Origin of the sequence: Bradyrhizobium sp. 159, from assembly GCF_023073795.1 — a bacterium.
Classification (GTDB): domain Bacteria; phylum Pseudomonadota; class Alphaproteobacteria; order Rhizobiales; family Xanthobacteraceae; genus Bradyrhizobium.
In genome coordinates, this window is the sequence record NZ_JADPKE010000091.1 from 36,071 (window position 1) to 62,374 (window position 26,304).

Annotated in this window: 22 protein-coding genes and 1 tRNA gene; 15 read left to right on the forward strand and 8 right to left on the reverse strand. The window is 64.6% G+C overall.

The window, feature by feature from the left end; all coding sequences use genetic code 11:
• The first annotated feature begins 252 nt into the window (after window positions 1–252).
• The gene (locus IVA96_RS29150) at window positions 253–1,629 is read left to right on the forward strand and encodes a hypothetical protein (protein ID WP_247280073.1); all 1,377 of its coding nucleotides are present in this window, start codon (window positions 253–255) and stop codon (window positions 1,627–1,629) included.
• Here IVA96_RS29150 and IVA96_RS29155 read toward each other — a convergent pair.
• Both IVA96_RS29155 and IVA96_RS29160 read right to left on the reverse strand, forming a co-directional pair.
• Entirely contained in the window at window positions 1,615–2,370 is a 756-nt protein-coding gene (locus IVA96_RS29155; RefSeq protein WP_247280110.1) for an alpha/beta hydrolase, read from the reverse strand. The two genes, IVA96_RS29150 and IVA96_RS29155, sit on opposite strands and share 15 nt — an antisense overlap.
• A gap of 165 nt (window positions 2,371–2,535) precedes the next feature.
• A complete protein-coding gene (locus tag IVA96_RS29160; RefSeq protein WP_247420733.1) occupies window positions 2,536–3,672 on the reverse strand; it encodes a hypothetical protein in 1,137 nt (378 codons plus the stop codon).
• A gap of 305 nt (window positions 3,673–3,977) precedes the next feature.
• Between IVA96_RS29160 and IVA96_RS29165 the strand changes: the two genes are divergently transcribed.
• A complete protein-coding gene (locus tag IVA96_RS29165) occupies window positions 3,978–4,223 on the forward strand; it encodes a zinc-finger domain-containing protein (protein ID WP_007602543.1) in 246 nt (81 codons plus the stop codon).
• 19 nt (window positions 4,224–4,242) lie between these two features.
• Complete coding sequence (locus IVA96_RS29170) at window positions 4,243–5,445, forward strand: FAD-dependent monooxygenase (protein WP_247280075.1); 1,203 nt, start codon at window positions 4,243–4,245, stop codon at window positions 5,443–5,445.
• A gap of 25 nt (window positions 5,446–5,470) precedes the next feature.
• Here the strand turns inward: IVA96_RS29170 and IVA96_RS29175 are convergent, their stop codons facing one another.
• Entirely contained in the window at window positions 5,471–5,893 is a 423-nt protein-coding gene (locus tag IVA96_RS29175; RefSeq protein ID WP_247280076.1) for a twin-arginine translocation pathway signal, read from the reverse strand.
• A gap of 173 nt (window positions 5,894–6,066) precedes the next feature.
• Between IVA96_RS29175 and IVA96_RS29180 the strand changes: the two genes are divergently transcribed.
• Window positions 6,067–6,155 (forward strand) — tRNA-Leu (locus IVA96_RS29180).
• A 114-nt stretch (window positions 6,156–6,269) separates the two neighbouring features.
• On the opposite strand, the gene IVA96_RS29185 is transcribed toward IVA96_RS29180, so the two are convergent.
• Window positions 6,270–7,559 carry a hypothetical protein gene (locus IVA96_RS29185; RefSeq protein WP_247280077.1) on the reverse strand — a complete coding sequence of 430 codons (1,290 nt, stop codon included), beginning with the start codon at window positions 7,557–7,559 and terminating at the stop codon, window positions 6,270–6,272.
• A 370-nt stretch (window positions 7,560–7,929) separates the two neighbouring features.
• Here IVA96_RS29185 and IVA96_RS29190 point away from each other — a divergent pair, with 370 nt between their 5' ends.
• Together IVA96_RS29190 and IVA96_RS29195 are read left to right on the forward strand one after the other, a co-directional pair.
• Window positions 7,930–9,180: a multidrug effflux MFS transporter gene (locus IVA96_RS29190; protein WP_247280078.1), complete on the forward strand. Its 1,251-nt coding sequence runs from the start codon at window positions 7,930–7,932 to the stop codon at window positions 9,178–9,180.
• A gap of 54 nt (window positions 9,181–9,234) precedes the next feature.
• Window positions 9,235–9,372, forward strand: coding sequence for a hypothetical protein (locus IVA96_RS29195; RefSeq protein WP_247280079.1), 138 nt, complete (start codon window positions 9,235–9,237; stop codon window positions 9,370–9,372).
• On the opposite strand, the gene IVA96_RS29200 is transcribed toward IVA96_RS29195, so the two are convergent.
• Together IVA96_RS29200 and IVA96_RS29205 are read right to left on the reverse strand one after the other, a co-directional pair.
• Window positions 9,363–11,003, reverse strand: a complete 1,641-nt coding sequence (locus tag IVA96_RS29200; RefSeq protein WP_247280080.1) for a glycosyltransferase family 39 protein — start codon at window positions 11,001–11,003, stop codon at window positions 9,363–9,365. The genes IVA96_RS29195 and IVA96_RS29200 overlap by 10 nt on opposite strands.
• 206 nt (window positions 11,004–11,209) lie before the next feature.
• The gene (locus tag IVA96_RS29205) at window positions 11,210–12,820 is read right to left on the reverse strand and encodes an ABC transporter substrate-binding protein (protein ID WP_247280081.1); all 1,611 of its coding nucleotides are present in this window, start codon (window positions 12,818–12,820) and stop codon (window positions 11,210–11,212) included.
• 268 nt (window positions 12,821–13,088) lie between these two features.
• On the opposite strand from IVA96_RS29205, the gene IVA96_RS29210 reads away from it, so the two are divergent.
• The 8 genes from IVA96_RS29210 to IVA96_RS29245 all read left to right on the forward strand — a co-directional run bounded on the left by IVA96_RS29210 (window position 13,089) and on the right by IVA96_RS29245 (window position 23,491).
• Window positions 13,089–14,219 carry a M20/M25/M40 family metallo-hydrolase gene (locus IVA96_RS29210; RefSeq protein ID WP_247280082.1) on the forward strand — a complete coding sequence of 377 codons (1,131 nt, stop codon included), beginning with the start codon at window positions 13,089–13,091 and terminating at the stop codon, window positions 14,217–14,219.
• Between the two features lie 232 nt (window positions 14,220–14,451).
• Entirely contained in the window at window positions 14,452–15,393 is a 942-nt protein-coding gene (locus IVA96_RS29215; protein ID WP_247280083.1) for an ABC transporter permease, read from the forward strand.
• Between the two features lie 19 nt (window positions 15,394–15,412).
• Complete coding sequence (locus tag IVA96_RS29220) at window positions 15,413–16,300, forward strand: ABC transporter permease (RefSeq protein WP_247280084.1); 888 nt, start codon at window positions 15,413–15,415, stop codon at window positions 16,298–16,300.
• Window positions 16,301–16,429: 129 nt separating this feature from the next.
• Window positions 16,430–18,079, forward strand: coding sequence for an ABC transporter ATP-binding protein (locus IVA96_RS29225; RefSeq protein WP_247280085.1), 1,650 nt, complete (start codon window positions 16,430–16,432; stop codon window positions 18,077–18,079).
• A 276-nt stretch (window positions 18,080–18,355) separates the two neighbouring features.
• Window positions 18,356–19,861 (forward strand): M81 family metallopeptidase, encoded by a 1,506-nt coding sequence (locus IVA96_RS29230; RefSeq protein ID WP_247420734.1) that lies wholly within the window; start codon window positions 18,356–18,358, stop codon window positions 19,859–19,861.
• A 13-nt stretch (window positions 19,862–19,874) separates the two neighbouring features.
• Window positions 19,875–21,047: a M20 aminoacylase family protein gene (locus tag IVA96_RS29235; protein ID WP_247420735.1), complete on the forward strand. Its 1,173-nt coding sequence runs from the start codon at window positions 19,875–19,877 to the stop codon at window positions 21,045–21,047.
• The gene (locus tag IVA96_RS29240) at window positions 21,040–22,461 is read left to right on the forward strand and encodes an amidase (RefSeq protein ID WP_247280087.1); all 1,422 of its coding nucleotides are present in this window, start codon (window positions 21,040–21,042) and stop codon (window positions 22,459–22,461) included. The genes IVA96_RS29235 and IVA96_RS29240 overlap by 8 nt, the downstream gene beginning before the upstream one ends.
• A gap of 139 nt (window positions 22,462–22,600) precedes the next feature.
• Window positions 22,601–23,491 carry a crotonase/enoyl-CoA hydratase family protein gene (locus tag IVA96_RS29245; RefSeq protein WP_247280088.1) on the forward strand — a complete coding sequence of 297 codons (891 nt, stop codon included), beginning with the start codon at window positions 22,601–22,603 and terminating at the stop codon, window positions 23,489–23,491.
• Window positions 23,492–23,582: 91 nt separating this feature from the next.
• On the opposite strand, the gene IVA96_RS29250 is transcribed toward IVA96_RS29245, so the two are convergent.
• A complete protein-coding gene (locus IVA96_RS29250) occupies window positions 23,583–24,560 on the reverse strand; it encodes an NADPH:quinone oxidoreductase family protein (RefSeq protein ID WP_247280089.1) in 978 nt (325 codons plus the stop codon).
• A complete protein-coding gene (locus IVA96_RS29255) occupies window positions 24,560–25,168 on the reverse strand; it encodes a 2-hydroxychromene-2-carboxylate isomerase (RefSeq protein WP_247280090.1) in 609 nt (202 codons plus the stop codon). Before IVA96_RS29255 ends, IVA96_RS29250 begins: the two co-directional genes overlap by 1 nt.
• 105 nt (window positions 25,169–25,273) lie before the next feature.
• Between IVA96_RS29255 and IVA96_RS29260 the strand changes: the two genes are divergently transcribed.
• Window positions 25,274–26,296, forward strand: coding sequence for a methionine synthase (locus tag IVA96_RS29260; RefSeq protein ID WP_247420738.1), 1,023 nt, complete (start codon window positions 25,274–25,276; stop codon window positions 26,294–26,296).
• Window positions 26,297–26,304: the final 8 nt, after the last annotated feature.

Sequence of the window (26,304 nt, forward strand, 5' to 3'; positions counted from 1 at the left end):
CGTTTTGTTGGTTCTATAGCACAGTCTAGGCGACAAAGTCCTGACCGGCTTGCCTGAGAGTGAACAGTGCCTTGCCTCGACACACCAAGCCAAAGTACTGATATACAAGACTTTCTTCTGACGCCCCCAAGCGGCAAGGTCGGCTCAAGGTGGCCAGAGTTTTGCCAAATTCAAGCCGGGCCGCGTCAAACTATTGGTGAATTCTCCCCCAACCGTTATTGCGGGCATGGTCCGAGCGAGGACGGAGCAGATTTGAGCATCACCACCGACCAATTGCGCGCGCGCGCCGCTGACACGTTCTGGCTGCGGCTGGCCGCAATGGCCCTGCCCCTCCTGATGATCGCGCCGGCGTTCTGGAACGGCTATCCCTTGTTGCAATGGGATACCGGCGGCTATCTGGCCCGCTGGTACGAGGGCTATCTCGTCCCCAGCCGCTCCACCGTGTTCGGCCTCTATCTGCACTATGGCGAGGGTTTTGATTTTTGGATCAACCTCGCGGTCCAGTCGCTGGCGACGCTGTGGCTGTTGCAGCTCAGCTTGCGCGTGCTCGGCCTGATGCAGACCTTCCGCTTCGTCCCGATCAGTCTGCTCCTGATCCTGTCGACCGCCCTGCCCTGGCTGGCCAGCATGCTGCTTACCGACATCTTTGCGGGACTGTCGGTGCTGTCGCTGTTCCTCCTGGTCATCGGACGACACCGCACCTCGGTGCCCGAAAAAATCGCGCTGTTCGTCCTCACCGCCTTTGCCGCAGCGACCCACAGCGCAACGCTCGGCGTGCTGCTCGGTCTGTGCGCCGCCGGCTGGATGGCGCGGCCGCTCCTTGGGCCTCGCCTTCCGTTTGCGGGACTGGCGCTGGCGAGTCTCAGCATCGTCGCGGGCGGCCTGATGCTGACGTCGGCGAATTATGCGCTGTCGGGCAAATGGACCTGGACGCCCGGCGGCTATGGCGTCGCCTTCGGTCGCATGATGCAGGACGGCATCGTGGCGCGCTATCTCAACGACCATTGCCCGCGCGAACACTACAAGCTCTGCCCTTATCGCAACGAGCTGCCGGCGAGCGCCGACGAATTTCTGTGGGGCAAGAGCATGTTCAACACCCTCGGCCGCTTCGATGGGCTGAACGAGGAGATGGGCTACATCGTCGTGCATTCACTCGCGGACTATCCGGCCTGGCAGGCCGGCGCGGCGCTGCGGGCGATCGGGCAACAATTGCTCCATGTCGCAACCGGCGAAGGCACCAACGGCTGGATCCCGCACACCTACGGCATCATCGAACGTTACGTGCCTTCGCAAGTCGCGCCGATGCGCGCGGCGCGACAGCAGCACTGGGCCGTCAATTTCGACGGCGTCAACTGGCTGCACGTCCCCGCCGCGCTGGCCTCGATGGCGGCACTCGTCGTGCTGCTGGTGCATGCGCTTGCCAAGCGTCGGCTTGACGATCTGACGCTGCTGGCAGCAACCGTGTCGCTGGCGCTGCTCGGTAATGCCTTCATCTGCGGCGTGATCTCGGGCCCGCACGACCGCTATGGCGCGCGGATGGCGTGGCTTGCGACCTTCGTGGTGCTGACGGCTCTGTTTCGCTCATTCGGCGACGACGCGCTGGCGGATGAGATCTCAACCGCGGCGTGAGAGGAAATCGAGCACGCCGGTCTTGTAGACCTTATCGCCGACCGCCCGCATGTGATCGCGGCCCGGGATATCGAGCACTTGCGCGCCCGGGATGATCGCACCGAGTGCGCCGGCAGAGCCTGCGACGTCGTCGGCGGTGCCGACCGCGATCAGCACCGGCACCTCGATGCGTGCAGCCTGCTGCCTCGTCATGAGGTCACGCGTGCCGCGGAGGCAGGCGGCGAGTGCACGACGGTCCGAGCGGGTCTGATCGGCGAAGGCGCGGAAGGTGCGCCCAACGGGATCGGTGACGTCGTCGAGCGAGGGCGCCTCCAGCGCCTTGGCGACGTTCTCACCGGGGCCGGTGCCCTCGATCAGACCGCCGATGCCGATGCCGCCGAGGATCGCCGAGCGCAGGCGCTGCGGCTCGTGGAGCGCAAGCCACGCCGCCATCCGTCCACCCATCGAATAGCCCATAATGTCGGCCTGCGGGATCGCGAGATGATCCATCAGTGCCAGCACGTCGCCGGCCATTATTGGGATCGAGTATTGCTGGGACTCGTAGAGCTTCGCACTCTCGCCGTGGCCGCGATTGTCGAGTGCGATGACACGGCGGCCGTTCTTGCGCAGTTCCGAGACCCAGGTCGGATAGACCCAGTTCACGTTCTTGCTGGAGGCAAAGCCGTGCACGAGAATGATCGGGTCGCCCTCACCTTCGTCGAGATAGGCAATTTCAACGGCGCCGTTGTGGAAGCTCGGCATCATCAGTTCCGCAGGTCTTGAGGGGAAAAGTCGATCTTAGAGCACGATCCGGACAAGTGTGCAGCGGGTTTTTCCGCTCCACAAACGCGGAACGCGTTTGCGCGGAGATCATGCTCAAACAATAGCCTCTATCGCGGCTACGAATGACCTCAATCTCATCGCGCTTCAGACCCTGAGGGCTGCATCCGCCAGAGCGGCCTCGGCGGCCCCCTGCGCCCGGCGGAGCCGCCGCGCGCGCCTGCGATCACACCAGGCCTGGGTCAGGCGCTCGGTGGTCGCCTTGATCGAGGACAGCAGTCCCAACAGGGTCAGTGCCGCGCCGAATAGCCAGAGCGTCAGATCGAACGCACCGCCAATGAGGAGCAGCGCGCCGCGGCCAAGCAGTTTCATGATGGCGCGGGTCTTGCCGCCCTGCGCTTCCGCGAGCCGCGCCGCGCGCGCCACATCTTTCGGGCCTTCGGCGATCCGCAACGTGTCCATCGCCCCGCGCGTGCCGGTCTTTCCGGCGACGCGCGTGACGTCCTTGCCGAGCCGAACCAGCGCGCCGGCCTTTTCGGCGCGGAACGCAGCCTTGATCGCACTCACGGTCTCGCCCGGGCGCAGCACCGAACCCTTGGCGACCGCGTTCTGAAGCATCGGCGCGTCGACGATCTCGCGCGCGGACCGGCCGGCCCACACGGCCAGCCCCTCGCCGAGCCGCCCCACCTTGCGCGCGTCCTTCACCAGCGTCAGCCCGGCGCGCACCGGCGCGGCACCACCGACGGTGACGTAGGTCGCCGCCGTCACCGCAAGGCCTGCCGCCGCCAGCCCCAGCACGAGGCGGTCGGTATCCTCGCCCATGGCGAGGTGCTTGCCTTCGCGGACGACGTCCCTGATGTCGCCGATTACGAAGAGATCGCCGGCCACCGTTCCCGACAGGCTCGCGACGTCGTCGGCATTGCCGGTGACGAGACCGGTGGCAAATCGTTTGGCGAAATGGGGGGTGGAATTCTCGGCTTTGACCGCATCGCTGACGCGGTTCAGGAGGTCGTCCGGCAGCGCGATGTTGCGGTCACGCGCGAGCGCGACGAAACTGTCGGCGAGATCGGCGTCGCCTGCGGCGAGCGCAGCCTCGATGTTGTCCTGAACAAGGCGATCGTTCTGCCGCAGCAGCGCATCGAGCTTGAGCTCGGAGAGCACCGCGGGATCATCCTGGGCGGCGAGAAGCGCGCCGGCCTCGCGGGCATGCGGCGCAACCTGCGCGAGCAGGAACGCGCATGCCGCGACACCGGTCAACGCTGTGCTGATTCGCAGCCATTTCATGCGGAAAGCCTGGACGGTCCTAAAATCGTTGACGCCTGACGCTTCGTCTGTCGTCGCAATTGCGCTCGCCCACAGACATAGTACGCCGAAATTGCGACACAACGTCCCCGACGAAAGAAGGGCTTCTCTCAAGCCGCAAGATTGTGTCGAATTTGCATGAGCAAATGAGCATGGGGCAATTGCGGAGCTTTCGGTTCCGCTGGACTAGCAATCATCTACACCCGCCAGTATGGTCCGCGGCGCCTTACTAATGCCGCGTCAGTTTGATTGTATCTGCCGCCATTGCCACTCCAGGATGAACTACGATGTCCGACCATGTCGTCCCGCACTTCCATAACGATGCCGGTGTTCCCGTCATCGAGATCGGCTCGCAAGAGTTCATGTGCGTGGGCGCCAATCCTCCGTTCGATCATCCGCACGTCTTCCTCGATCTCGGCAACGACAACGAGATCATCTGCCCCTATTGCTCGACGCTGTACCGCTTCGCGGCCGACCTGAAGGCGGGCGAGGCCCGTCCGCCGGAATGCGTGCTGAAGGACAAGGTGGCCTGACCGCTCTCATCGGTCAGGGGTGGCGCTCTCCCGAACGATTGTCATCGCCGGTGCCGGCATCGGTGGCCTGACGGCCGCGCTGACGCTCGCGGCCTGCGGCTTCCGCATCGTCGTGCTGGAAAAAGCCGAGCGCCTCGAGGAAGCCGGCGCCGGTCTGCAACTCTCCCCCAATGCCAGCCGCGTGCTGGTCGAGCTCGGCCTGACCGAACGCCTCAAGCTGGGCGCCGTGACCCCGGAGGCGGTCTCGATCATGAGCGCGCGGGCCGGCGGCGAGCTGCTGCGCATGCCGCTTGGCGAGGCAGCCTCCGCGCGCGCCGGCGCTCCCTATTGGGTGGTGCACCGCGCCGATCTGCAATCGGCGCTCGCCGGCGCGGTGTCCGACCATCCTGATATCGACCTGAAGCTGGGCGCAACCTTCGAGGACGTCGCGCCTCACACCAAGGGGCTGACGGTGGTCCATCGCAGCGGCACGATCCGCCGCAGCGATCTTGCGAGCGCATTGATCGGCGCCGACGGCATCTGGTCGACGGTCCGCCAGCATCTGTTTCCCGACGTGCAGCCGCGCTTTTCAGGCCTGATCGCCTGGCGCGGCACGCTCGATGCGACGCAACTGCCGAAGGACTACACCGCGCGCCGGGTGCAGCTCTGGATGGGCCCGAACGCCCATCTCGTGGCCTATCCGATCGCGGGCGGACGCCAGATCAACGTGGTCGCGGTGCTGCCGGGCACGTGGAACAGGCCGGGCTGGAGCACGCCCGGCGATCCTCCCGAGGTCATGGAGGCTTTCGCCGCACCGCGCTGGCCGCCACCGGCGCGGATGATGCTCGCCGCGGTCGAAGCCTGGCGAAAATGGGCGCTGTTCGGCGTGCCTGACGGCTGCCCCTGGAGCAAGGGTCCCGTCGGGCTGCTCGGCGATGCCGTGCATGCGATGCTGCCGTTCGCAGCGCAGGGCGCCGGCATGGCGATCGAGGATGCCGCCGTGCTCGCCCGGCATTTGAGCGTCGAGGCGGCCGAGAGCACCGCCGGCATCACAGCCGCGCTGACGCAATATGGCCGCGCGCGCCAAGCGCGCGTGCGGCGGGTGCAGCGGACCGCGCGACAGCAGGGCCGCATCTATCATTTCAGCGGGCCGCTCGCGATCGCGCGCGATCTTGCGATCCGCGCACTCGGACCGGACCGCATGCTGGCGCGGCAGGACTGGATCTACAACTGGCGGCCCTGAAGCGAGGCACCGCCGGCGCGGTGCCTCAGCGGATCGCTTTTCCGGATTTCGACGCCGGCTTGGCAGCGGATGACGGTGACGTGGCGGGCGGTGTCGGCTCGGGCGGTGTGTCCCGGCACCTGTTGCGGCGCCAGGCCTCGTCGGCAAGTTGGGCCTGGCCCCGCACCGCGATGTAGTCGTTGCGATAGGCAAGCTCGGACACGACCGCGCCGCCAGCGCCGGTCTCCGCCTTGTCCATCAGCCTCTGCAAATCGGCCGTGCGGTTGGCGAGCGCCTTGCGCTCGGTCTCGAGCTGCTTGCAGTCGTACAACTCGTATTTGCCGGGATCGGCGAAGGCCGGCGCGACCGTCTCGCTCATGCCGGCGCAGCCGGACAGCGCGACGCCGGCCGCAAGCGGCGCGAGGAGCGCGCCGAAGCCGCGCAGGAGACAGGAAAACGAAGCAGCCATGTCGGATAAATAGCCCCCGTGGATTGAGAATGCCTAAAGCAACAACAGATGTCCGGATTGAGGCTTTGCCTTGTGCGCCCGGCTCGCTTAAGGAAGGACCGACCATCCGGCCGGCAAGACGCCAATTCCAGACGGCCGGGAGTGGCCTTAAGTGATTGATCTCGTTGGATCAAGCGGGCATGGCGGAATTGGTAGACGCAAGGGACTTAAAATCCCTCGGCGCGCAAGCGCTGTGCCGGTTCGACCCCGGCTGCCCGCACCATCGGTGCTGATGACGCTCGCCTGCGTGCAGATCCGCAAAGCAGGCAACCGAACCGGCTGGAGCGCGGCGGCAAAGCGCCCTTGTTCTGACGCACTGCGGACGCGGCGACGTTGCTCATGGTTGCGCGCCTTCCGTCTCAAGGCGCTTCGGCTCGGCGCGAAAATCGAGCAGCAGGATCCAGAAGCATGACAGGGAAACGACGAGAAGGGCGAAAGTGCCCTCGATCATCGCTCCCAAAAGCGACATCAGCGCCGGAACGAGGAGTCCGATCGAGAGACATGCGGCAAGCGCCAGGGCCGGAAGATCGACGATGAGGATGGCAGCATAGAGCGCAAGCTCGAAGAAGGCATATTCCTTGAGACGCGGCGAGCTGAGATAGAGCGCAAACATGGCGAGCATCGTGACGCGCATGGCCGCGCGGGGATGATCCATCAACCAGCGATCCAGCCGCTTCAGAACCGATGCCCCTTCCCGCGCAGGTTGGCTTACGGCCACGCGGAAGATGGACAAAGCGAACGGCACGAGCACGAGCGCTAACGCGGCGCACGCATATGTCGCGAATATGACCGGCTTGCTTTCACCGAGGCCGGCATGATCCATGAGGTTTCGCGCTAGCAGCAGCAGCGACGGATTGATCTCGAAGAGATCGACGACGTGTTGGTCGGGGATTTCTCGGGCCATCGCAAGCCGCCAGCTTGCGAACAGATCGGGATATTCCAGCCCCGATATCAGGATCGGCAATGCGAAGCTGAATGTCGCCACCGCGATCAGCGCCAGCTTGCGGCCGCACGGCAGAGGCAGGAAGTAAAGCGCGGCCAGAACGGGAAAGAACACCAACTTGAACGACATCACGAAACCGAGCAACGCAGCGCCCGCGACGCGGAGCAAAGAGTTGCGGCCCTCCAACGCTCCGGAGGATGGCGGAGGAAGCAGGAGCCTCAGCGCGATCGCGGTCAGCAGTCCGCTCAGGATCGCGAAGTTGCCCGAGGCCTGCACCCATTCGAAACCGACGAACGCGCCGAGCGCGCACAGCACCTTGAGCGCAGCATCGCGCGCGCTCGGGCCCCTTCGGCCGAGCCTGGGTAAGAGGAGGCCGCAGAGCACGGCGAGGACGAGAAAGATTCCTCTGTAGTGATCGAGCAGAAAGCCGCCCGCGCACAGGGGGCGAAAGACGTCCAGCGTCACCGGCAGATAGGGGTAGGAGAGCTTGGTGCCCTTCAGGTTCTTGACGAAATAAGGATCGAGTCCGCCGACATACGCGTCGACCGCAGCGCAATTCACGCGAATGTCCCAACCATAGCCATATTTCAAATCGAGCCTGGCGTCGTTAGCGAGATTGCCGAGCACCAGCAGCGTCGTCAGCGCGATCAGGCCGGCAAGCCAGACGTTGCGCCTCGTGGCCATGTTGGCCGTGGGCTCCAACCATCGTGCTGCACCTGACATCTCGGACATCGGCGGATACCTTGTTTGGCTTGTTTCTCTCGGCGCCGCTGCGGCGCGTCATCATCTCAGCCGCACTCTGGGCAGGATGCGTTTCGGTTTTATCCTGCCAGAGGGACAGGCCACGCCGGACGCCAATCTTTAGGACGGGATGGTGAATCACTGGTTTTCCGGCCGGCGTGAGATTGCGCGATCCGCGGGATCCAGCGGCAGGGAACACTGGTCTCTCACCAATTCTTGTCCGCTCCGGCTGCGCCTGACAGCTATCCCGAAACGGGGGTTGTGCAACGCAACATCGGACTAAATAAAGCTCTCAATTTCAGAGGTGAGCTTCTTGTCCGACGTCAATGCCGATGATTGGGTGTCCTCCGGGCACCGTCCCATGGGTTTTCCCGAATTCGTCATCGTGATCGCGTCCATCATGGCGCTGAATCCGCTTGCGATGGACATGATGCTGCCGGCGCTGCCCAACATCGGCGCCGCCTTCCAGATTCCTATCGCCAACCATCTTCAACTGGTGCTGTCGACCTTCCTGGTCGGCTTCGGCGCGGGCCAGTTCGTCATGGGCCCGTTGTCGGACCGTTTCGGCCGCCGCCCCGTGCTGCTCGGCGGCATGGCGGTCTATGCGGTGGCGAGCGTGCTGGCAGTGGCAGCACCCTCGTTCGAGACGTTGCTGCTGGCGCGCGCGCTGCAAGGGCTCGGCACCTCGGCGACGCGCGTGATCGCGACCTCGATCGTGCGCGACTGCTACGTCGGCCGCCGCATGGCGAGCGTGATGTCGCTCGCGATGATGGTATTCATCGCGGTGCCCGTGGTCGCCCCCTCGTTCGGACAGGCGGTGCTGCTGGTGACGGCCTGGCGCGGCATTTTCGTCGTGCTGATGCTCTACGGCCTGCTCGCGCTCGCATGGTGCGTGCTGCGGCTGCCTGAAACCCTTCCCGAGTCCGAGCGCAGATCGCTGGCGCCCGCCGACGTGCTCTCGGCGTTCCGCCAGACCGTGACGAATCGCCAGACCATTGGCTACGCCACGGCGGCCGGCAGCGTCATCGGCGCCCTGTTTGCCTACGTCTTCTGCGCCCAACAGGTCTTCTCCGGCATCTATCACCTCGGCCATTACTTCCCGCTCGCCTTCGCGGCGATTGCGGCTGGCACCGCCATCGCCGGCTTCCTCAATGCGAGGCTGGTCGGTCGGCTCGGCATGCGCGTGATCTCGCACGGGGCACTCATGCTCTACACCGCGGTCGCGGGCGTGATGCTGCTCACCGAAAGCCTCGGCGTGCTGCCGCTATCCTTGTTCATGGCGCTCTCCGCCCTGATGATGTTCTCGTTCGGCATGATGATCGCCAACTTCACCGCGCTCGCGATGGAGCCGCAGGGCCACATCGCCGGCACCGCGTCCTCGCTCTACGGCTCGATCACGACACTGATCGGAATCGCGGTCGGCATGGCGATCGGACAGAGCTTCGACGGCACGCTGCTGCCGTTCTCGGTCGGCTTCTTCCTGTCGACCCTTGCGGCGCTTGCGATCGTGCTGGTGGTGGAGAAGGGGCGGCTGTTCAAGCCGCATCATCGCCCTGCCATCTGAGGAACTTCCCGCTCCCCTCGATGTTGTACCGCAGCAATTCGAGAGGATGACGAGATGGGACTGAAACACCGCGAAGACCGCGAGCCGGAACAGCAGGAGCAGGAGCGTTCAGAGCCGGCCGCTGAGCGGACCACGTCCACGACGCCTTTGGCGAGCGAAGGGCTCGAACAGTTGCGCGACAGTCACTGCTGATCACGAAGTCTGGTCGGTCGCCGCCTGCTGGCGCTGAAATCATCCGCAGCGGCCTCGTGCGCCGGCCCGCTTCCCCGCGGGGGCACCATCAGCACGACCACGTGCCACGCCAGACCGCGCCGGCCCCACAAATTGGCCTGTACCGTGAACTCGCGTCGGACGACGTGTTCGGCTTTCGAGGACGCCCATTCCATCCAGCGGCCGCAATAGTCCTGGCCGCGGAAACACGCCGCGGCCCAGCCTCGGTCGGGCGTCGTCTTGCGCTGCAAGCCCGAACCGTATTCAGACTCGAACGGTCGTGCATAATACGGATGATCGGGGCTGTAGAACGCCGTCGCAAAGGCCAGCGAATCATCACCACTCACGGCGCTGAGCGGCGTACCGGTCAGCTCGCGCCACTCGCGCGTCAATTCGCTAGCCAGCTGCGCGTAGAAATTCCTGCCTTCTTCGTAGCCGTGATCGTTACGATAGACGGCATGGATCGGCGCGGCGACCAGGACGGCGGCGAGCGCGACGCCAGCCACGATCACGGTGAGATTGACGGTGTAGAAGCGCTCGATCGGATAGCGCGCGCCGCAGACCACGAGAACGGCGAACAGGAACAGCCCCTGCAAGGCCCACAGCGAGGGCAGATCGGTGCCCATCATGAGGGATGTCATTATCGGCAGCGCGATCGTGCCTATGGCAACGTGGAACAGAAGTCGCAGTCCCGGACCCATTGCGGCGAAGTCGGCCGGAAACTGCTTCAATCGCGTGCCGGCGATGAATACCCACGTCACAGCCGACACGATCATCGCCGCCGCCAGCCCGAGCAGGAAGTTCCTGGCTTCGCCGAGCGAGCTTAGGACATTGCCGTTAGCGTGCGCCAACGCATAGCTGAAAGTCGGCGCCCCCGTCGTCGCCAGCCAATAAACGTGTGGTGATAGCGCCGCCAGGCCGACGACCACCGATATCCAGGGCGAAGCGGAGGTAAAATAGGCGCGCCGCGCCGGGTGCGCCAGCGCGGCAAACGCGAAGCTCGCGACGAGAAAGATCGAATAATACTTGCCGACCATTGCCAGCGCTGTCGTGCATCCTAGCGCGACCGCCCACGATACTGCGCGCGTCTCGAACGCACGCAGGAAGCACCAGGTCGCCAGCGGCCAGACCGCGAGCAGCACGGCATTGGCATTGAAGCGCTGAGCATGGAACTGATAGGCCGGCGTCAGCATCAGGAGCAGCAGCACCAGGACGCGCTTGTGTCCGGTCACGAATTGCCGTGCGATCCGGTCGACGAAGTACAGTGCAAGCCCGGCATTGGCCATTGCCATCAATTGCAGCGACCAGTCGCTGAGCGGGAACACGGAAGTCCAGCCAGCGGCAATCCAGCCCATCAAGGGCGGATGCTTGTGATAGCCCCAGGCGAAATGCCGCCCCAGCGTGCAGGCCTCGAGCGTATCAGGGTGCAGACCGCCTCCGGCATAGGCGATCGCCAGATAGAGCGTCCAGATCGCAACGAAGCAGGCGATGAGAAGCGGCACGGCCCAACCCGCCTCGACGCCATCCAGCCAACGCAGGAACGGTCGCCGCCAACGCGCCGGCGCGCGATCGGACCGTTCGGCCCTCGCCTGGAATGCAAAATCGATCGGCACAGGAACTAAATTCGAGAGGAAAAGTGATGCGTGAGGACAAGGACATCTATTTCAGGATTGAAACAAATAGCAATGATTGGAAGTCAGAAGGGTTAAGAGCTCCACCGGTTTCAAACTGACGCGAGGCTGACAAACGACAACGGCGCCGCTCATGACAGCGGCGCCGCAGGATCATCGAGCCAATGGCGCGAGGATACGTCTTCCGCTCACTCCGACTTGTCGACGTTCCAGAACAGCGGCGTCGCCGGGCCGTCGAGCACGCCGGTCAGCGATTTGCGCCAGCCGCTCGGCAGGAGATACTGCCCCAGCGGGATGTAGATCACCTGTTCATAGGCTTCCTTCTGGATGTCCGCGGCGATCTTCTTCTGCTCGTCGATCGAGGACGCGCGGACGAAGGCATCCTTGAGCTGCTCGATCTTGGCGTCTTCCGCCCAGCCGAACCAGCCGCCCTTCTTGCCCTGGCCGCCGATCGAGAGATTGGCAATCGGGTTGGAGACGTCGGCCGCGACCCAGTTGGTGAAGAACATGTTCCAGCCACCCTCCTTCGGGGGCTTCTGGCTGGCGCGGCGGCTTACCACCGTCTGCCAATCGGTCGCTTGCAGATCGACCTTGAAGCCGGCCTCGCGCAGTAGCTGGGCCGCAACGATAGGCTGCGCCTTGAGCGTCGTGACATCGCCTGGGGCCATGATCACGACCGGGGTGCCGTCATAGCCGGACTCGGCGAGCGCCTTCTTGGCCTCCGCCATGCCGTTGCCCTTCACCAGGGTCTCGGCGCCCACCTCGGTTGCGAGCGGCGTATCGCACACGAAGAAGGCACCACAGATCTTCTGATATTTCGGGTTTCCGACCAGCGCGTCGAGCACGTCCTTCTGGTTTATCGCCAGGAAGGCTGCGCGGCGTATTTTGACGTTGTCGAACGGCGGATGCAGGAAGTTCATGCGGCCGAGCGTCTGAAAACCGAACTTGTTCGAGACCTCGATCGTGAGCTCCTTGTTCGCCTCCAGTATCGGCAGCATGTCGTAGGGCAGATTCTCCATGAAATCGATGTCGCCCGATTGCAGCGCGTTCACCGCAGTCTGCGAGTCCGGCATGGTGATCCATTCGACGCGGTCGACCTTCACCACCTTGCCGCCCGAGGTCCAACTCGCCGGCTCCTTGCGCGGCACGTAATCGGTGTTCTTGACGTAGACCGCCTTCACGCCCGGCTGGAATTCCGACTGCACGAACTTGAAGGGACCCGAGCCGATCTGCTCCGGGATCTGCTTGTCCGGCGGTGTCTCGGCGAGGCGCTTCGGCATCATGAAGGCGACGCGCGAAGAGGGTTTTCCGATGGAGTCCAGCACGAGGCCGTACGGCTCCTTCAGCTTCAACGTGATGGTCTTGGCGTCGGTCGCCTCGATGCTCGCGGTGAAATCCATGAGCTTCTGGCCCATGCCGTCGACCGCGGCCCAACGCTTCAGCGAGGCGACGCAGTCTTCCGCCGTCACAGGCGCGCCGTCATGCCACTTCAGGCCGTCGCGCAGCGTAAAGGTGTAAGTGAGCTTGTCATCGGAAATCTTCCAATCCGCCATCTGCGGCTGGATCTTGAAGTTTGAATCGGTGGCGACCAGCGTGTCGTAGACCATGTAGCCATGGTCCCGCGTGATGTACGCGGTGGTGAAGATCGGATCGATGATGCGCAGATCCGAATGCATCACCGCCGTAAGAGTCTTGCCGGCGGCAAGCACGGGCGAGGCCAAGCCGACCGAAAGCGCGACCACCGACAGCGCAAGTTTGGAGGCGAACGCGCGAGGCCCCCGGCGCATGAAGTTGAACATGGAAAGTTTCTCCTGACGTGAAACTGTTCAAAGGCAGATTATTGATTGAGCATCCGGTTCGTTCTTTGGGCGAACTAACCTCATGCAATGCCTTTATCTTTCGAGACTTGCAGACAGTGCCGAGCGCGTCAATCCGGTTTCGGTGCAAGCCGTCGCGGCGTGTGCAAGGGCTCCAAAAAGATCGGTTTGGCTTTACAACGCTCTCGGCCCGTCCTCCCCTGCGCCAATGCAATGCGCGTTCCAGCTTTGAAGCTTGAGAGACATTGAGATGAACCCAGCCAATCTTCCCTTCGATTCCGAGGCGATGCTCCAGGGCCTGCGCGGCTGGGTGGAATGCGAGAGTCCGACCTGGGACGCAGGCGCCGTGAACCGCATGCTCGATATCGCAGCGCGGGATATGGCGATCATGGGTGCGACGATCGAGCGCATCGCCGGCCGCCAGGGTTTTGGCGGCGTGATCCGCGCGCGCTTCCCCCATCCAAAGCAGGGCGGGCCGGGCATCCTGATCGCCGGGCACATGGATACCGTGCACCCGGTCGGCACCATCGAGAAGCTGAAATGGCGGCGCGAGGGCAACAAGTGCTACGGCCCCGGCATCTACGACATGAAGGGCGGCAATTATCTCTCGCTGGAGGCGATCCGGCAGCTGGCGCGCGCCGCCTTCACTACGCCGCTGCCGATCACCGTGCTGTTCACGCCGGATGAGGAAGTCGGCACGCCCGCCACCCGCGACATCATCGAGGCGGAGGCCGCGCGCAACAAATACGTGCTGGTGCCCGAGCCTGGCCGCGCCGACAATGGCGTCACCACCGGACGATACGCCATCGCGCGTTTCAATCTCGAGGCGACGGGCCGCCCGAGCCACGCCGGCGCGACGCTGTCGGCGGGACGCTCGGCGATCCGTGAGATGGCCCGGCAGATCCTCGCGATCGACGCGATGACCACGGACGACTGCACCTTCTCGGTCGGCGTCGTGCATGGCGGCCAATGGGTCAATTGCGTTGCCACGACGGCCACAGGCGAAGCGCTCTCGATGGCCAAGCGCCAGGCCGATCTCGACCGCGGCGTCGAGAGGATGCTGGCGCTGTCGGGCACAACCAATGATGTCACCTTCAAGGTCACCCGTGGCGTAACGCGGCCGGTGTGGGAACCGGACGCCGGCACCATGGCGCTGTATGAAAAAGCCCGCGGCATCGCCAAGTCGCTCGGCGCCGAGCTGCCGCATGCGAGTGCCGGCGGCGGCTCCGACGGCAATTTCACCGGCGCAATGGGAATCCCGACGCTCGACGGCCTGGGCGTGCGCGGCGGTAACGGCCACACGCTCGAAGAGTATATCGAGGTCGAAAGCCTGGTCGAACGCGGCCGGCTGATGGCGGGGCTGCTGGCAACGCTGGAGTGACTGTCTGAGTCCGTCATTCCGGGGCGGTCCGAAGGACCGAGCCCGGAATCTCGAGATTCCGGGTTCGCGTCTTCGACGCGCCCCGGAATGACGACGGGCAAAGAGAGCACGCCACGACAGGCCGCCCTGTAAAAGCTGTGGCCCGGATGGCACGGGAATTGCTGAAATGTTAGGCTAATGGCAGGCTTGCCGAAGGCCCTGCCCGATTTGACTCTAATCTGACGGATCCAACTTGCTCGGATATCTCGTTCGCCGAATCTTCGCCGCCGTGCCCGTAATGGGCGTCGTCGCGCTGTTCGTCTTCCTGCTGCTCCGCCTCACCCCCGGCGATCCCGCCGCGATTCTTGCCGGCGACAACGCGACGCCGGAACGGCTGGAGCGCATCCGCGCCTCGCTCGGCCTCAACGAGCCCCTGATCGTGCAGTTCGTCACCTGGGTGAACAAGCTGCTGCACGGCGATCTCGGGACGTCGCTGATTTCCAACCTGCCGGTGATGAAGATGATCGGCCAGCGTGTCGAGCCGTCGATCTCGATCGCGCTGTCGACCATCATCCTCGCCGTCGTCGTCGCCGTGCCCCTGGGCGTAATCGCGGCGTGGAAGCATGGCACCTGGATCGACCGTTTCGTGATGGGCCTGTCCGTGCTGGGCTTCTCCGTCCCGGTGTTCGTCGTCGGCTATGTCCTGATCGAAATCTTCGCGATCAATCTGCGCTGGGTCCCGGTGCAGGGCTTCAAGAGCATCTCGAGTGGTTTTGGGCCCTTCTTCGAACGCATCATCTTGCCGACCTGCGCGCTCTCCTTCATCTACATCGCGCTGATCGCGCGCATGACGCGTGCGGCGATGCTCGACGTGCTCGGCGAAGATTATGTCCGCACGGCGCGCGCCAAGGGCATCAACGAGGTCGCGGTGATGATGCGGCATGCGCTGCGCAACGCGGCCGTGCCCGTGATCACCGTGATCGGCACCGGCTTTGCGCTGCTGATCTCCGGCGTCGTCGTCACCGAGAGCGTGTTCAACATTCCCGGCATCGGCCGCCTCACCGTGGATGCGGTGCTGGCGCGCGACTATCCGGTGATCCAGGCGATGATCCTGCTGACGTCGCTGATCTATGTCGTCGTCAATCTCCTGATCGACGTCGCCTATACGCTGCTCGATCCCCGGATTCGGTACTGAGGCAAGGGTAACAACAATAATGTCGGTCGATAGCCTTCCCCAGTCATCCATTCCGATCACGTCGCCGCTGCGGCCGCGCTTCGGATTTCTCACCTCGACGCCAATCATCGCGACGGCCACGGTCTTGCTCGGGCTGGTCGTGGTGATCTCGATTCTCGCGCCGCTGATCGCGCCGCATGATCCGATCCAGCTTGCGCCGTCGCAGCGGCTGAAGCCGTCGTCGGCGCAGTTCCTGCTCGGCACCGACGCCTACGGCCGCGACCTGCTGTCGCGTGTCATCTATGGCGGCCGCATCTCACTCCTGATCGGCATCGGTTCGGCGATTCTCTCGGTCGCCATTGGGCTTGCAATCGGTCTCGTGTCCGGCTTCTTCAAGCTGGTCGATGCCGTGATGATGCGGATCATGGACGGCCTGATGGCGATGCCGAGCATCCTGCTCGCGATCGCCGTGGTGTCACTCTCTGGCGCCAGCCTCTGGACCGTGCTGATCGCGATCACCATTCCGGAAATCCCGCGCGTGGCGCGCCTGGTGCGCTCGGTGGTGCTGTCGGCGCGCGAGGAGCCCTACGTCGAGGCAGCGATTTCGGTCGGCTCCAGCCTGCCGAAGATCATGTGGCGGCATCTGATGCCGAACACGATTGCACCGCTGATCGTCCAGGGCACCTATGTTTGCGCCTCCGCGATCCTGACCGAGGCCATCCTCTCCTTCCTGGGCGCCGGCATTTCGCCGGAGACGCCGACCTGGGGCAACATCATGGCCGAGGGCCGCCAGTACTTCCAGCTCAAGCCGTCGCTGATCTTCTGGCCGGGCCTGCTGCTCTCGATCGCCATTCTCAGCATCAATTTGATCGGCGATGCCGCCCGCGACGCCCTCGATCCGCGCATGAAGCAGCGGGAGGGGAAGTGAAACAGGTAATAGTGTCATTCCGGGGCGCGCCTCTTGGCGCGAACCCGGAATCCATTTCACCGCTTGGACTGACGCCCGGTGGATTCCGGGTTCGCGCTGCGCGCGCCCCGGAATGACGAAAGACCCTGCATGACCAGCACCATCCTCGACATCAACAACCTCGTCGTCTCCATCGGCAAGAAGCCGGGTGGGCCGAAGATCATCGACGGCATCTCGATCCAGGTACGCGAGCGCGAGACGCTGTGCCTCGTCGGCGAAAGCGGCTCGGGCAAGTCGGTGACCTCCCTCACCACGATGGGCCTGTTGCCGAAGGGCACGCTGGTGCCGACCGGCGGCAGCATCAAGCTGGTCGGCGAGGAGCTGCTGACCGCGACCGACCGCCGCCTGCGCCAGCTCCGCGCGACGCAGATGGCGATGATCTTCCAGGAGCCGATGACCGCGCTCAATCCGGTGGTGCCGGTCGGCCGCCAGATCGACGAGGTGCTGCGCGCCCATACCGATCTTGACGCCAAAGCGCGCAAGAAGCGCATCCTCGACATGATGGAGCAGGTCCGCCTGCCCCAGGTCGAGCGCATCTTCGCCTCTTACCCGCACCGCCTCTCCGGCGGCCAGCGCCAGCGCATCATGATCGCAATGGCGCTCGTGCTCGAGCCGAAGCTGCTGATCGCGGACGAGCCCACCACCGCGCTCGACGTCACCACGCAGAAGCAGATTTTGACCCTGATCCGCGACCTCCAGCGCGATCACGGCACCGCCGTGCTGTTCATCACTCACGATATGGGCGTGGTGGCCGAGATCGCCGACCGGGTCGCGGTGATGCGGCAGGGCCGCCTCGTCGAGACCGGCGCGCTCGATACCGTGCTGCGCAATCCCACCATGGAATACACCCGCAATTTGCTCGCCGCAGTGCCGAGCTTGGTGCCGCGCGCGGCGCGGGACGAGACCAAGGAGCCGGTGGTGCTGGAAGCCAACGAGCTCAGCAAGGTCTATAAGGAGCGCGCCTTCTTCGGCAAAGGCCGTGAGGTCGTCGCCGCCGACAAGGTGACGCTGACACTGCGCAAGGGCCGTACGCTCGGCATCGTCGGTGAGAGCGGTTCCGGCAAGTCGACGGTCGCGCGCTGCATCGTCCGCTTGATCGATCCGACCTCCGGCGGCGTGCGCCTCGCCGGCCGCGAGATTGCCGATATCTCGCGCCGCCTGCTCCAGCCGCACCGGCAAAAGATTCAGATCGTGTTCCAGGATCCCTATCGCTCGCTCAATCCGCGCGTCACCGTCGGCGAGAGCATCGCCGAAGGCCCGATCAACTACGGCGTCTCGCACACCGAGGCGATGAAGCGGGCGCGCGATCTGCTCGAGTTGGTCGGCCTGCCGGTCGATGCGGTGTCGCGCTATCCGCACCAGTTCTCCGGCGGACAGCGCCAGCGCATCGCCATTGCCCGGGCGCTCGCGCTCGATCCCGATGTGCTGGTCGCGGACGAAGCGGTCTCCGCGCTCGACGTCTCCGTGCAGGCGCAAGTGCTGGAGCTGCTCGACGAGATCCAGAAGCGGCTCGGCATCGCGATCCTGTTCATCACCCATGATTTGCGCGTCGCCGCGCAAATCTGCGACGAGGTCGTGGTGATGCAGCACGGCCGCGTCGTCGAACAGGGCCCCGCCGCCGAAGTGCTGACGCATCCGAAGGAGGCCTACACCAAGGCACTGCTGGATGCGGCTCCGGGGCGAGGCTGGGACTTTGCGAACTTCCGGCCGGTGTCGGAGGGCGTGGCGGCGAGCGCCTGACGTCGTTCTGGCGAAAGCCAGAACCCATTACGGGAGACGTTTGGCGAGGCTCATCACTCGGGACTACAGCGCACACGACAGATGGACCTCGCGGTGGCTCCTGGTCTTCGCCAGGACGACTCCGCGGTGTGGCAGATGGCTCCTCTCACACCCCACCGCATCCGCAGCATTCCCAAAACGATCTGACCCCATGCATGGCGCGATTGCTTCCCACCTTGCTCTTGCAGCAAGGCCAAGGCTAACTTCGCGCACTCTTGATCGATTGGACTGGATCGAATGACACGTATCGCCGTCGGCGGCTTCCTGCACGAGACCAACACCTTCGCGCCGACGAAGGCGACGTTCGCGGACTTCCAGCATGGCGGCGGCTGGCCGGCGATGACGCAGGGCGCCGACGTGTTGAAGGTGATGCGGCGCATCAATGTCGGTCTCGCGGGCTTCGTCGACGGCGCTGAAATGAACGATTGGGAACTCATCCCAACGATCGCCTGCGGTGCGAGCCCGTCGGCGCATGTCACCAAAGATGCTTTCGAGCGCATCGTGAAGGTGATGATCGACGGCATCGCAGCCGCCGGTCCGCTCGATGCCGTCTATCTCGACCTGCACGGCGCGATGGTGGCCGAGCACCTCGACGATGGCGAAGGCGAGATCCTGGCGCGCGTGCGCCGGATCATCGGCAAAGATATTCCGCTGGTCGCGAGCCTCGACCTGCACGCCAACGTCACGCCCGAGATGATCGAGCATGCCGACGCGCTGATCGCCTACCGCACCTATCCGCATGTCGACATGGCCGCAACCGGCCGCGCCTGTGCGCGCCATCTCGCACTGCTCCTGAAGTCCAGGCAACGCTTCGCAAAGGCGTTCCGGCAATTGCCATTCCTGATCCCGATCAGCTGGCAGTGCACGAGCGACCAGCCGACCAAAAGCATCTACGAGAAGCTCGCCGCGCTGGAGGGTGACGCGGTTCCGACGCTGTCCTTCGCGCCCGGCTTCCCCGCCGCCGATTTCCGCGATTGCGGGCCGAGCGTGTTCGCCTATGGCAAGACGCAAGCGGACGCCGACCGCGCGGCCGATGCGCTTCTCAAGCTGATCGAAAGCCACGAGGACGACTTCGACGGCAAGATCTGGTCGCCCGACGACGGCGTGCGCCATGCGATGGAGCTTTCCAAGGGTGCGAGCAAGCCGATCGTCATCGCCGACACCCAGGACAATCCCGGCGCGGGCGGCGATTCCGATACCACCGGTATGCTGCGCGCACTGGTGCGCAACAAGGCAAGTGCCGCGACGGGGGTGATCTACGATCCGGAATCGGCCAGAGCCGCGCATGCAGCCGGCGTCGGGGCCGCCGTCACGCTGTCGCTCGGCGGCAAGTCCGGCATTCCGGGCGACGAGCCCTATCGCGAGACCTTCGTGGTCGAAAAACTCTCCGACGGCCGCTTCATCGCGTCCGGCCCTTATTATGGCGGCCGCGAGATGGAGATGGGCCCCTCCGCAGCCTTGCGCATCGGCGACGTCCGCGTCGTCGTCTCCTCGCACAAGGCGCAGCTCGCCGATCAGGCAATGTACCGCTATGTCGGCATCGAGCCGACGCGAGAGAAGATTTTGGTCAACAAGAGCTCGGTGCACTTCCGCGCCGATTTCGAGCCGATCGCGGAAAAGCTGCTGATTTGCGCCGCACCGGGCGCGATGCCGGCCGACACCGCCTGCCTGCCCTGGACGCGCCTGCGGCCGGGCATCCGCATCAAGCCGAACGGACCCGCCTTCACCCCTTCCTCACGCTAACCGGACAGGACACATGCCCACGATCGACCGCATCGACGGCTATGCCGACGAACTCACCGCTATCAGGCGCGACCTCCACGCCCATCCCGAGATCGGCTTTGAGGAAGTGCGCACCTCCGGTATCGTCGCCGACAAGCTGAAGAGCTGGGGCATCGAGGTGCATCGCGGTCTCGGCGGCACCGGCGTGATCGGCGTCATCAAGGGTAAGGGCACGAGCGGCAAGCGCATCGGCCTGCGCGCCGATATGGACGCGCTGCCGATGGAAGAGAACACCAATCTGAAATGGAGCTCGAAAATTCCCGGCCGCTTCCACGGCTGCGGCCACGACGGCCACACCACCATGCTGCTCGGCACCGCGCGCTATCTCGCCGAGACCCGCAATTTCGACGGCACCGTGCACCTGATCTTCCAGCCGGCCGAGGAAGGCCTCGGCGGCGCCCGTGCCATGATCAAGGACGGACTGTTCGAAAAATTTCCCTGCGACGAGCTCTACGGCCTGCACAACGCGCCCGATCTCAACCACGGCGAGATCGCGATTCTGCCGGGCCCGGCGATGGCCGGCGCCGACTTCTTCGACCTCCGCATCACGGGCTACGGCGCGCATGGCGCGATGCCCGAGCGATCCAAGGACGCGGTGATCATCGCGACCACGCTGGCGCAGGCGATCCAGACCATCGTCAGCCGCAACGTCGAGCCGCTGCAATCCGCCGTCATCTCGATCACCCAGATCCATGCGGGCTCCGCCTATAACGTCATCCCAGGCGAAGCGCATCTTTGCGGCACCATCCGCACCTTCTCCAACGAAGTCCGCGCCATGATCAGCGAGCGCATCCGCACGATCTGCGCTGGTATCGCCGCCGCATTCCAGTGCGAGATCGCGACCGACATCCGCGACACGTTCGGCGTGCTGGTCAACCAGGTTGAGCAGTCCAAGGTGGTCGAGGAGGTCGCGCGCACCGTGGTCGATCCTGCCAACGTGATCACCCGCGCCCAACCGAAGATGGGCAGCGAGGATTTTGCCGACATGCTGCAGACCATCCCCGGCGCCTATTTCTGGGTCGGCCATGACGGCTCGGTGCCTGTGCACAATCCCGGTTTCGTGCTCGACGACAAGATCCTGCCGATCGGCGCCAGCATGTTTGCCCGCATCATCGAAACCCGCATGCCGGTGGGTGGCAATGCATAAAGAGAGCGTCGAAGAGACGGTCACCTCGCTGCATGATCTGTCGGCGGTCGATCTGATCGCGGGCTATCGCGCCAAGCAGTTCTCGCCGAGCGAGGTGCTTGAAGACGTGCTTGCGCATGTCGCGGCGTGGGAACCGCATCTGAAGGCGCTCTATGCATTCGATCCCGACGGCGCGCGCGAGGTCGCAAAGGCCTCGACCGCGCGCTGGAGCGGCGGCGAGCCGTGCGGCGCACTGGACGGCGTGCCTGTTACGGTGAAGGACAACATCGCGACCAAGGGCGTGCCGGTGCCGCTGGGTGCTGCCAGCGTCAAGCTGGTGCCGGCCGAGAAGGACGCACCGCCCGCCGCGCGGCTGCGCGAGGCCGGCGCCATCATCTTCGCCAAGACCACCATGCCCGATTACGGCATGCTGTCCTCCGGTCTCTCCAGCTTTCACGCGCTCGCGCGCAATCCCTGGGACCTCTCCAAGAATCCCGGCGGCTCCAGCGCGGGTGCGGGCGCCGCCGCTGCCGCCGGCTATGGTCCCTTGCATCTCGGGACCGATATCGGTGGCTCGGTGCGCCTGCCCGCCGCTTGGTGTGGCCTCGTCGGATTGAAGCCGAGCTTCGGCCGCGTGCCGATCGATCCCGCCTATGTCGGCCGCGTCGCAGGTCCCATGACCCGCACGGTCGACGATTGTGCGCTGATGATGAGCGTGATCGCCAAGCCCGATCGCCGCGACGGGATGAGCCTGCCGGCCGAGCCGCTCAACTGGAAGGGGCTGGAGAAGTCTCCGCGCAAACTGCGCATCGGCCTGATGCTCGATCCCGGCGTCGGCCTGCCGCTGGACAAGCCGGTGCGCGAGGTCGCCGTGAAGGCGGCCAAGGCGTTCGAATCCGCCGGCGCGATCGTGACCGAGGTCGACGGCATTCTCACACGCGACATGCTCGACGGCCTCGACAATTTCTGGCGTGCGCGCATGTGGGACGATCTGTCCAAGCTGACGCCGGCCGAGCAGGCCAAGGTGCTGCCCTACATCTTCAAATGGGGCGAGTCCGGCGCAAAGCTGTCAGGCGTCGACGTCATCCGCGGCTTCAATCAGACCATGGCGATCCGCGCAGCAGCAGGAAAGCTGTTCTGCGAGATCGACTATGTGATCTCGCCGACCGCGCCGAATGTGAACTATCCGGCGGAATGGGCCTCGCCCACCAACGATCCCATGAAGCCGTTCGAGCACATCGCCTATACCGTGCCGTGGAATATGTCGGAGAATCCCGCGATCTCCGTCAACGGCGGCTTCGACGCCAAGGGTTTTCCCATTGGCGTGCAGATCGTCGGCCGTCGCTTCGACGATATCGGCGTGCTCGGCATGGCCAAGACTTTTGAAGGTCTACGCGGCCCGCAGCGGCCTTGGCCGAGCCCGCCGGCGGGTTAGAATCGCATCTAGCGTCTGCGCACAACTCGTCATGCGCGGGCTCGACCCGCGTATCCATCCTCTCCGAAAAAGATGGATTGCCGGGTCAAGCCCGGCAATGACAGAATTGATTCAACAATGACAAGGGAAGGAAACCACCATGGCCTATGAGACGATCAAGTACGAGGTCGCCGAGCAGATCCTCACCATCACGCTGAACCGGCCCGACAAGCTCAACGCCTTCAACGCACAGATGCAAGCAGAGCTGATCGACGCGTTCGACGCCGCCGACAAGGACGACAATATCCGCGCCATCATCGTCACCGGCGCGGGCCGCGGCTTTTGCGCGGGCGCCGATCTTTCGTCCGGCGCGGATACGTTCGACCGCGACGCGCGCCGCGGGCCGGTGAAGCGGCTCGCCGACGGCAAGGTCGATTACAGCGATCCGCAGGTGCGCGACGGCGGCGGCCAGGTGACGCTACGCATATTCAAATGCTTGAAGCCCGTCATCGCTGCCGTGAACGGCCCTGCCGTCGGCATCGGCGTCACCATGCAGCTCGCGATGGACATCCGCATCGCCTCGGATGCCGCTCGCTTCGGCTTCGTGTTCTCCCAGCGCGGCATCGTGCCGGAGGCCGCCTCGAGCTGGTTCCTGCCGCGCATCGTCGGCATCTCGCAGGCGCTGGAATGGTGCTATTCCGGCCGCGTCTTCCCGGCACAGGAAGCGCTCTCCGGCCGTCTCGTCAGCAAGGTCGTGCCGCCCGATGATCTCCTGCCGACGGCGCGCGCGCTTGCCCAGGAATTTGCCGCCAAGACCGCGCCGGTCTCGATCGCCCTGATCCGCCAGATGATGTGGCGCATGATGGGCGCGGACGATCCGATGGAGGCGCACAAGATCGACAGCCGCGGCATATACGCCCGCGGCCGCTCCGACGATGTGAAGGAAGGCGTGGTGTCGTTCCTGGAAAAGCGTCCGGCGCAATTCAAGAACAAGGTGTCCAGCGATATGCCGGACTATTTCCCGTGGTGGACCGAGCGGGAATATAAATAGTTCACGGTCATTCCGGGGCTCGCGAAGCGAGAACCCGGAATCTCGATTCCGGGTTCGCCCTTCGGGCGCCCCGGAATGACGGTGGTAAAACTCAATCCATCACCAGCGCCACGCGGCCGATCGCCTTGCGCTCGATCAGCAATCGCATCGCCTTTGCATAGTCTTCCAGCGGCAGGCGATGCGAGACGTTGGGACGCAGCTTGCCCTCCTCCGCCCATTGCAGCAGCGCCTTCAGGCGCACGTCGCCGAGTGCGGGATTCCTTCGAACCGCTTCGCCGGCGCGCACGCCTAACACGCTCGCGCCCTTGATCAACAGGAGATTGGTCTTGGCCGAACCGATGCCGCCGGTAAAGCCAATCACCAGCAATCGCGCGCCCCAGGCGATGCAACGCATCGAATCCTCGAACACCTGGCCGCCGACGGGATCGAACACCACATCCGCGCCGCGGCCGTCGGTGATGTGCTTGACAGCATCGCGAAACGGCTCACGATCGTAGCGGACGAGATGATCGGCGCCGCGCGATTTCGCGATCGCCAGCTTCTCGTCGCTGGAGGCGGTTGCGATCACGGTCGCACCCAGCATCTTGCCGATCTCGACGGCCGCGAGACCGACGCCGCCGCCGGCGCCATGCACCAGCAGCACCTCGCCCGGCGCGACCCGGCCGCGATCGATCAGTGCATGATAGGCCGTGCCATGACCAGCGAGATAGGTCGCGGCCTCAGCATAGTCGAAAGTGGACGGCTTAGGGGTGAGTTGCGATGGCGTCACCACCGCTTCATCCGTGAAGGCGCCGTGGCGCATCTTCACGATGACCTTGTCGCCGACGGCAACGCCCCTCGCCTCCGCACCCACCTCGATGACGTCCCCGGCAGCTTCCATGCCGGGCGTGAACGGCAGCTCCGGCTTGAGCTGATATTCGCCAGCCGCCATCAGCACGTCGGGAAAGTTCAGGCCGGCAGCGCGGATCGCAACGCGCACTTCGCCGGGCTTTAGCGGCGGCGACGGAAACTCCTCCAGCCGCAACGTCTCGGGCGCGCCGAGTTCGCGGCAGATGACGGCCCGCACCATCAGGCCGCACTCGCCTTTTGACGCTGCAGCGCCTCGCGGATCAGCGGCAGGCGGTCGTTGCCAAAGTACATGTCGGTCTTGCCGACGAAGATCGTCGGCGAGCCGAAACCGCCACGCGCCACGACCTCTTCGGTATTGGCCTTGAGCTGGTCTTTGATGCCCTGCTCTGCGATGCCGGCGAAAAATTTCTGCTCGTCGATGCCGACCTTCTTGCAGATGTCGGCGAGCACCGCGTCCTGCGAGATGTCCCTGTCCTCGCCCCAGTAGGTCTCGAACACGGCCGCGGCGAACGGCACCATGTGATTGCCGAGCCAGATGCAGCCGCGCATCGCCTTGACGCTGTTCACGGGAAACACGGTCGGCGGCATCTTGATCGACAGGCCTGCCGAGCGCGCCCAATCGGCGAGATCCTTCTTCATGTAACGCGCCTTGAGCGGCACCGGCTTTTCGCGCTGCGCGTAGACGCTCGGATTGACCGTGTTGAAGATGCCGCCGACCAGGATCGGCCGCCAGATGATCTCCGCGCCGAGCTCCTTCGCCAGCGGCTGGATGTTGTGAAAGGCGAGATAGGTCCAGGGGCTGGAACAGTCGAAGAAGAATTCGATCATGGCGTTTCCGGTCCGGCGTCGCGGGGTTGACGACTTTTGTCGTTCTGTACCTCGACGTTAAGACATGGCAGGAAGAGGCGCAACATAACCCGCCGGGAGGCCGCCATGCTGTTTCCAACCACGATCGCCGGCTCCTTGCCGAAGCCGGAATGGCTCGCCGAGCCCAACATGCTGTGGGCGCCCTGGAAATCGCAGGGCGAGGAGCTCTTGCGCGCCAAGCGCGACGCGACGCTGATCTGGCTGAAGATCCAGGAGGACGCCGGCATCGACATCGTCACCGAGGGCGAGCAGGCCCGCCAGCATTTCGTGCACGGCTTCCTGGAGAAGGTCGAAGGCATCGACTTCGCGCACAAGGTCGAGATGGGCATTCGCAAGGACCGCTACAAGGCGATGGTGCCGCAGGTAGTCGCTCCGCTCCGGCTCAAGGGCCGCGTTCATGCCGACGAGGCGCGCGTCGCGCGCTCGCACACGAAAAAGAAGCTGAAATTCACGCTGCCCGGCCCCATGACCATCATCGACACGATTGCGGACCGCTATTACGGCGACCGCGTGAAGATGGCGTTCGCTTTCGCCGAGCTGCTGAACGAAGAGGCCAAGGCGCTCCAGGCCGACGGCGTCGATCTCGTGCAGTTCGACGAGCCCGCCTTCAACGTCTATATGGACGAGGTCAACGACTGGGGCATCAAGGCGCTGGAGCACGCGGCGCAGGGTCTCACCTGCGCCACCGCCGTGCACATCTGCTATGGCTACGGCATCAAGGCCAACACTGACTGGAAGGCGACGCTCGGCAGCCAATGGCGGCAGTATGAGCAGATCTTCCCGGCAATCGATGCCAGCCCGATCCAGCAGGTCGCGATCGAGTGCCGCAATTCGAAGGTGCCGCTCGACCTGCTGGCGCTGCTCAAGACCAAGATTGTGCAGGCCGGCGTGATCGACGTAGCCAGCGACACGGTGGAGACGGCGGACGACGTCGTGAAGGTGATCGAGGCAGTGTCGAAATTCGTCCCGAAGAGCAACATCATCGCCACCACCAATTGCGGCATGGCGCCGATGCGGCGGGAGATCGCCGAAGCCAAGCTGATGGAGCTCGGCGCCGGCGCGGCGCTGGCGCGCGAGAAACTCGGGTAATGGCAAGG